Here is an 8044-nt window from a genome sequence, read left to right as displayed (position 1 = left end):
CAACCGAGTTATTTTGGCGGGGCAAGTAGGGGTGGCAAATCAGGCACACATGGGAGACAATGCTATAGCTTCAGCCCAAACAGGAATACATAACGATGTAAAAACTGGAGAAACGGTATCAGGCTCTCCGGCGGTCAATAATAAGCTATATTTAAAAGTATCAGCTATTTATAAGAAACTTCCAGAAATTTACAAAATAGTTAAAGAATTACAGAAAAAAAATGATCAAATATAACTGATAAATTTTGATACATTAAATTAACACTACTTAAATTAGTATCCTTTAAATTAGCTTTCCCTAAACTAGCACAATATAAACTAACAACTCTTAAATCTACTTGGCCTATATATTTATTGGGATTTCCAATGATTCCATTCCTCAATTTTGCCCTCTTTTAAAAGAGAGATAGGTATTTGTTCGTTCATATTCTACTCCTGAGTGTCTTAATTGTTTTTCCTTAACTATTTATCTGAAAGTTTTAAGAAATTATGCACTAAAAGATTGTACTTTGAAATAAATTTAGTAGAATAGGCATCTTGGCTGTGATGAAAGGGTAAATTTATTTTCACAATGGTTGATGCTATTGATTGGTACAGTTGTGATTCTCAATATTATTATGAGTAAATCTGATAATTGTTAAACTTTTTTTTCTAAAATAGCAGTTTTTTATCGATGATTTAAGATAGCATTATCGTTTAAAAACTTCCCTTAATAAATCAGTACTAATTTGATCAGAGATGATAACTTGACCAATAGTTTGAGGTAAAATAAAGCGAACTTTACCAGCTTTAACCTTTTTATCAGTTTGTAAATTAGCGATAATGTCATCTAAATCAAGATAATGAGGGATTTGAGTTGGTAAACCTGCTTTGGCGATTAATTTTTCTTGTCTAATGACTTCTTCTTCCGAGCACAAATTAGCTTTTAAGGCGATTTTTCCGGCAGCTACCATGCCAATAGCTACGGCTTCTCCGTGTACAAAAGTCTGATAATAAGTTAAACTTTCGATAACATGACCGATGGTATGACCATAATTAAGAATAGCTCTTAATCCTGCTTCTTTTTCATCTTGAGAGACAACATCTGCTTTGGCTTGACAGGAACGAGTTAAAATTTCATTTAATAGATCTGTTGATAAATTATTCAAGCTATGAAGGTTATTTTCATTTTCTAACCGTTCAAAAAGGGTTTTATCCCAAATAACTCCATATTTAATAACTTCAGCCATACCGGCTTTAAACTCTCGCTCAGGCAATGTTTTTAAGACACTAGAATCAATTAAGACGAATTTTGGTTGATAAAAAGCACCGATTAAATTCTTGCCTTGGGGGTGATTAACTCCAGTTTTCCCGCCAATGGAAGCGTCAACCATTGCTAGTAAGGAAGTAGGAATTTGAATAAAGTTAATACCTCGTAACCAAGTAGCTGAGGCAAATCCCGTCATGTCACCGACAACTCCTCCTCCCAGGGCTATCATAGTAGAATTACGTTCGAGACGATACTTAAGGGTAGTATCATAAATGTGAGAAATAGATTCAAGGGTTTTATAGTTTTCTCCGGCAGGGATGAGATGATAATTGACAGTAAAACCTGCGTCTTCTAAAGATTTAACAGTGGTTTCACCATAATAAGCAAAAATTTCAGGATTAGAAATCACGAGGATTTTTTTGCCGAGGTTGAATTGTTGTGCTTTTTCGCCGATAGTGGATAAACCATTATCAGTCACATAAATTGAATAAGAATTATCCGGCAAAGGTACGGATATAATTGAGTCCATAGATAATGAATTAGGAGTTATTATATGTTGGGGGTGAAGAATAAATTAGAGTATAAGATTAAAAACAGACTTTGCGTCTTTGCGCCTTTGCGAGAAACTCTTGAAAATCTTGATTGAGTAACATTATTGTTTAACTGTCAATTGTCAAATATTAAATGATTAATGGCGATCTACTTGTGCTAGGATAAGATCTAAAATTTCTTTTGCTCCTTGCTGTTTAAGTTTTTCGGCTAGTTGAGTCCCAAGGTGATCAGGACTATGGCGATCGCCTGTTACACTATCCTTAAGTAGTTGTTTTCCGTCTAAACTAGCAACCATCCCGGTTAAGGTAAGATTATCTCCTTCAATAATACTATTAACACCAATAGGCACTTGGCAACCGCCCTCCAAAACTCGTAAGAAAGAGCGTTCAGCAATGGTACAATCTCTAGTGTCAGGATGTTCCAAGGCTTTGATAACATGTAGGACAGAATCGTCACCAATACGACATTCAATACCTAAAGCACCTTGCCCGACGGCATGAAGAGAAATATGGGCAGGTATTACTTGATGTATGCGATCAGTCATACCTAATCTTTCTAAACCAGCTACAGCAAGAATAATACCGTCATATTCTCCGGCGTCTAATTTGCCTAAGCGAGTATTAACATTACCGCGCACATCCTTAAAACTTAAATGGGGGTAATGATGACGTAACTGAGCGAGACGACGAAGAGAAGATGTACCAATAACAGCACCTTCAGGCAATGTATCGAGCAGTTTATCTTGATGTTTTTGGTTAACGACTAAAGCATCGGCTGGGTTAACTCTTTGGGTAACACAACCCAACATTAAACCTTCGGGAAGATTGGTAGGTAAATCTTTAAGAGAGTGTACGGCAAAATCTATCTCATTATTGATCATGCCTACTTCTAATTCTTTAGTAAATAAACCTTTATCACCAATTTTTGCTAAAGCCACATCCAGAATTTTATCCCCTTGAGTACTCATTTTTTCGACTTCAAATTCTATATTAGGGAAATGAGTTTCTAATTCTTTTTTAACCCAATAAGTTTGTACTAAAGCTAGTTGACTTTTCCGAGATCCAATTACTATAGTACGTTCATTATCAATAGTTACGGTCATATAAATAGTTTTTATAGAAATTTTGAGAACTCGATCTAGCTTATCAGAAAAATGCTAGTTATATTGAGTTAGGACTTAGTGGAACAAATAATCAAAAAATTAGACACGAGTGCAAAATAAAAATTAAAATCTATTTTAGGTGGGAAATTATCAATTTTAATAACTATTGCCTGAAGAATTGAGAATTGACTATTGCCCATTGCAAGAGTGCCCATTCCCTATTGCCGCAACTTGGTGCAAGAAGTCATTGAATCAGAGATTAATGCACTAAGCTAAACTTTGCCAAGCCTGAGTTACTATTTTACTCAACCATTGTCTTTGTACTTGATCTAATAGAGGATCATCTTCTAAAACTTCAGCGACTAAATCATCTAAAGATTGACCTTGATAACGTGCTGATTCTATCACATGAGCGATGGCTTCGGCTACCACCTCTTCTGAAATACGATTATGGGAGATGGGAGGAGAATTAAATTCAAAGGTAAGACAGGGAATGATCATGATCTGAAAATAAGAATAATATTAAGATTTGTAAAGGTTTTTTCATTTTAAGATTCTCAAGATTTTAACGTAAAAATAAGAACAACAGTAAAAACTACGGGTTTTTTTAATAATTTGTAAAGCATTGCATTGAGGAATGATCAAAAAACACTTTATATTGTAGAGATTTGATAAATATTAAGTTTTATTAATTTTTCTGATTTTAGTAACAATTTATACAGAAAGTTGTTTAATATATCAATATAGCAAAAAAATTAGGAGAAAAGAGATATGGATACTCAAAATCAAGCTCGTGCATTAATGATGCGTCATCATAAAATGATCAAAAATCGTCAACAATCAATGTTAGGACGTACTGCGGTTGAAATAGGGATGGATATTAACCCTTCTGAATATTGGAATCCCACCCAAGGTAAACCTAATGCTAGTTTTCGGGTAAGTTATGATCGCAGTAGTGCGTCTTTAAGCTAGAATGGAGAACTGGGAATAAAAAACTCCTCATTCCTCATTCCTCATTGCTACTGCTAATTCATTGTTTCTTCGTACATTTGCAAATATTCGAGGGCAGATTGATACCAACTAAAATCTTGACTCATGCCCCGAATTTGTAGTTTTTGCCATTCCTTTTTAAAACGGAAACCTTCATAGGCACGAATCAGACAAGTATATAAATCAAGAGCTTCATAACGATCAAAAGTGTAACCGGTACCTGATTCAGTCGTAGGATCAAAGAAAGAAACTGTATCTACTAAACCACCTGTTTTCCGCACAATGGGAATTGCACCATAACGCATTGCCAATAGTTGACTGATACCACAAGGCTCAAATCGAGAAGGCATCAAAAAGGCATCAATACCACTATATACTCGCCGAGAGATAGCTTCATTATGTAATAATTGTACCGAAATTCTTCCCCGATGACGAGAAGACATTTCCCATAATTGTGTTTCATAAAAGCGATCGCCAGTACCAAGAATAATTAATTGAGCATCAGTATAAGCTAAAAATCGATCGACAGTCTGTAAGACTAAATCAATGCCTTTTTGTTCAACTAAACGTGTCACCATGCCCACTAAAAAAGCATTGCGATTAACTTCTAAACCTGATTCTTCCTGAAGTTTAATTTTGTTAAATCGACGTTGATCAATAGTTTCGATGGTAAAATTTTGATGAATTAACTTATCGACAGCTGGATCATATTTATCTGTATCGATACCATTAACAATACCCCGTAACTTGCCACTAATCCAAGACAATAAACCGTGTAAATTTTCTCCATACTCAGGAGTTTTAATTTGGGAGGCATAAGTAGGGGAAACGGTATTAACTAAATTGGCAAATTGTAACCCAGCAGACATTGTATTGTCACCTACCATATACCAAGGGCACCAAGTCATTTGTTCCAATAAATTTCGTCCAGGTCCTTGATATGCTAGATTATGAATAGTAAAAATAGTACTAATATCAGGAGATTGGTGCATCCAGACAGGAATCATTCCCGTATGCCAATCATGACAATGAATAATGTTAGGCTTCCAATAATTCCAAGCAAATTCAGCCGCACCATTGGAGAAAAAAGTAAAACGCCAATATTCATCATCACCGCCATAAACATGACGTCCGCCAAAACAAGGATGACCAAAAAGATACAAAGGAACATCAGTTTCAGGCAAGACAGTTTCATAGACAGCAAACTTTTGAAACATGGCATTACCCCACCAAATTGGTTCACTAGGGACATCTAACTTATCAGGTAAAAAGCCATAATAAGGCATAAAAATCCGCACATCATGACCTAATTTGCGTAATATTTGAGGTAATGCACCGACAACATCTCCCATTCCGCCAACTTTAGCTACGGGTGCAGCCTCTGCCGCCACAAATAAAATTTGCATAGTGATTTAATTTAAGTGTGATTTCTAAAGACTAGGGTGATTGTGACATAATCTCAGTACTTATGCAAAATAATTTTTGTACATTGTAAAAATTAGGTAATAGCGCATAGGCAATATATAGGCTTGTCTATTGCCTCAAAGTATTATAGGATCAGATTTGATTGTTTAATTGGTTTATTGTTATTAGGAGGTTTTTTTTGTCTGGTTTAATTGGTTTATTTGGTTTTTTTGGCGGGTTTTTTTGTGTTTGTTTTTACCTTTTATTTTTTTTTCGCGGCACTTAAATTTTTTTAAAAATCAAAATAGTTTTTGGTGTTGTGGGATAAATTTTAAGAAATTTTACTTTTATTTTATTTCCTCAATGCCTTATTTTTTATTATTTTAAAATACTTTTATGTCACATAAAAACAAATAATACTATTATATATGCTCCATTTTTTAATAAAAAAGCGATTTGTCAAGGGGCTGATAATAGGTAATAAGTAATACTGAGATCTTGCATCAGAACAAAAATACTGAATTACTATCAAGAGCTATAAAATTTTCGGTGGTGTAAAGGTGTCAGGTGTTAGGTATGGCAAGGGATTTAAACTCCAAGAAACAAGAATTCACCAAAAATATATCTTAATTGATTTTCTTATTTTTTATTCCTAGAATTAACTAGCTCTTTGTTATCGTATTAAACCTCATGATCTGCAACAAATCTAAGATATTCAAAGTAGAAGAACTGAGGTTGAATCAACAAAGTTTGCAAAATCAATTTTAATACAGTGTCAATCGATTATTCTTAGCATTGCCCCGATGCCCTGTTGCAAGAGTGCCTACCGTAACCAGTCAATTTAAAGTGGTTAAATATGGCGAATTCCTCATTACTTATATTTAAAATATGCCTCTAAAACCTCTCTAACAATTGGTCCAGCCGTTGAACCTCCCCCCCCTCCTGAATGTTCAACAAAGGCAACTACGACTATCTCAGGCTTGTCATAAGGAGCAAAACCACCGAACCATGTATGGGATTTACCCGGTGGTGCTTCGGCTGTACCACTTTTACCTGCTACTGCGATGCCGTTAAGACTAGCTTTTCCTCCCGTACCACCAGCAACAACCGCTCGTAACCCTTCTCGAATAGTACTAACGGTTTCGGGTTTTAAATTGAGAGATTGCCGTTTTTTCAGAAAAGTGGCTTTATCTTCATAAAGATGGGGTGTAACTTTATACCCACCATTGGCAGGTACAGCAAACATTACTGCTAATTGTAAAGGTGTTGCTTGAGTAAAGCCTTGCCCGATGGACATATTAACGGTATCTCCTATTGTCCATTCCCAGTTAAATCGCTTTTTTTTCCATTCATTATCGGCAATTAATCCGGGGGTTTCTTCGGGAATTTCAATCCCTGTTTTACTACCAAAACCATACTTTCTTGACCATTCTATCAGGGTTTCTCCTCCGACACCGTTACCTATTTGTCCAAAAAAAGTATTACTGCTCCATTGCAATGCTCTTACAAAACCCATTGGTCCAAATCCAGCACGATTCCATTCTCCGAAAGCTGTACCTCCCACATGAAGATAAGCATAGGTAGGTAAGACTGTTTTAGGGGAAAACTTCCCTGATTCCATTCCGGCAGTAGCTGTGACGACTTTAAAGGTGGATGCTGGAGGAAATCCCATTAAGGCACGGTTAATTAAAGGATAGCCTTTTGCTTGTACTTCTTGCCACATTTGCTCGGTAATTTTACCTGAAAAAATATTCGGATCAAAGGCAGGATAGCTTACCATCGCTAATACTGCTCCATCACGAGGATCTAGAGCCACTACTGCTCCTTTGCGATCGCCTAGAGCTTTTTCGGCGGCTTTTTGTAATTCTAAGTCAAGGGTAAGAGTAACATCATTTCCGGCTTTAGCTTCTTTAATGCCTAATTTACGAAGGACTTTTCCGGTGCCATCTCTTTCCAGAAGAATTCCGCCCCATTCTCCTCGTAATTTTGACTCAAAACCAGCTTCTACTCCCATTTTGCCAATGACATCTCCCATACGATAACCTTCTTGTTGCCGTGCTTTTAATTCCTCAGCGTTAATTTCTCTGGTGTAACCTAAGACATGAGAACCAATTTTATGATGAGGATAATATCTCACGGTATCGGTATCTACTTCCACATCAGAAAGTAAATGACGATTTTCTTCAATGGCGGTAATTTGTTGAGGGGTTAAATTACGAGCAATGCGCACAAGGGTAGGAGAATCGTAACCTTCTTGAGCTAAAATATTTTGTAAATTTTCAGCCGATATGCCTAAAATTTTTGCTAACATTGTTTTTGCTTCTGGCCAATTTTCCTTTTTTTGAGCAATAGGCCACAAGTAAGCAGAATGAGATAAGCGAGTTGCGGCTAAAATTCTCCCTTTGCGATCGAATAAATTGCCTCTGACGGGGGGTTTAGGGATAATCTTTGTACGGTTATTATCAGCTTTAATAGAGTAGTTGTCACCTTCAACTATTTGTAGGTATCCTAGACGAAAGCCAATAGCACCTAAAAGAAAAAGACTAATTAAGAGCATAATAAATATTGGTTGGTCATTTTGTCCAACTGTTAACCAAACTTTTTTATTTTTACGGTTAATTGGATCTCCTGTATTTTTTTTGTCCCTAATATAATTATCTTTAGGCTTTTTGACTAAATTTACTAATCCCATTTTATTTATTATTGATTGCTTAATTATTTTTATTATGATCCAAAATAGCTTATCC

The 8044-nt window shown here is 35.7% G+C and carries 6 protein-coding genes and 1 pseudogene; 2 read left to right on the top strand and 5 right to left on the bottom strand.

The annotated features are described in order from the left end of the window. A pseudogene (locus FWJ34_RS16320) lies at positions 1–235 on the top strand (UDP-3-O-(3-hydroxymyristoyl)glucosamine N-acyltransferase); the annotation flags it as partial. Between the two features lie 454 nt (positions 236–689). Here the strand turns inward: FWJ34_RS16320 and aroB are convergent. The 3 genes from aroB to FWJ34_RS16305 form a co-directional block, all read right to left on the bottom strand. After that, complete coding sequence (gene aroB, locus FWJ34_RS16315; RefSeq protein ID WP_308256404.1) at positions 690–1778, bottom strand: 3-dehydroquinate synthase; 1089 nt, start codon at positions 1776–1778, stop codon at positions 690–692. A 159-nt stretch (positions 1779–1937) separates the two neighbouring features. After that, positions 1938–2903, bottom strand: coding sequence for a hydroxymethylbilane synthase (hemC, locus tag FWJ34_RS16310; RefSeq protein ID WP_308256403.1), 966 nt, complete (start codon positions 2901–2903; stop codon positions 1938–1940). A 267-nt stretch (positions 2904–3170) separates the two neighbouring features. Then, positions 3171–3404 carry a hypothetical protein gene (locus tag FWJ34_RS16305; RefSeq protein ID WP_308256402.1) on the bottom strand — a complete coding sequence of 78 codons (234 nt, stop codon included), beginning with the start codon at positions 3402–3404 and terminating at the stop codon, positions 3171–3173. Between the two features lie 270 nt (positions 3405–3674). On the opposite strand from FWJ34_RS16305, the gene FWJ34_RS16300 reads away from it, so the two are divergent. Then, on the top strand, positions 3675–3875 hold the full coding sequence (locus tag FWJ34_RS16300) for a hypothetical protein (RefSeq protein ID WP_308256401.1): 201 nt from the start codon (positions 3675–3677) through the stop codon (positions 3873–3875). A 53-nt stretch (positions 3876–3928) separates the two neighbouring features. Here FWJ34_RS16300 and glgA read toward each other — a convergent pair whose 3' ends face one another. Both glgA and mrdA read right to left on the bottom strand, forming a co-directional pair. Continuing rightward, positions 3929–5299, bottom strand: a complete 1371-nt coding sequence (glgA, locus tag FWJ34_RS16295; protein ID WP_308256400.1) for a glycogen synthase GlgA — start codon at positions 5297–5299, stop codon at positions 3929–3931. An 869-nt stretch (positions 5300–6168) separates the two neighbouring features. Beyond that, complete coding sequence (gene mrdA / locus FWJ34_RS16290; RefSeq protein WP_308256399.1) at positions 6169–7989, bottom strand: penicillin-binding protein 2; 1821 nt, start codon at positions 7987–7989, stop codon at positions 6169–6171. Positions 7990–8044: the final 55 nt, after the last annotated feature.

Source organism: Geminocystis sp. GBBB08, assembly GCF_016743215.1.
GTDB lineage: Bacteria > Cyanobacteriota > Cyanobacteriia > Cyanobacteriales > Cyanobacteriaceae > Geminocystis.
This window is presented reverse-complemented; position numbering and strand designations above follow the sequence as displayed.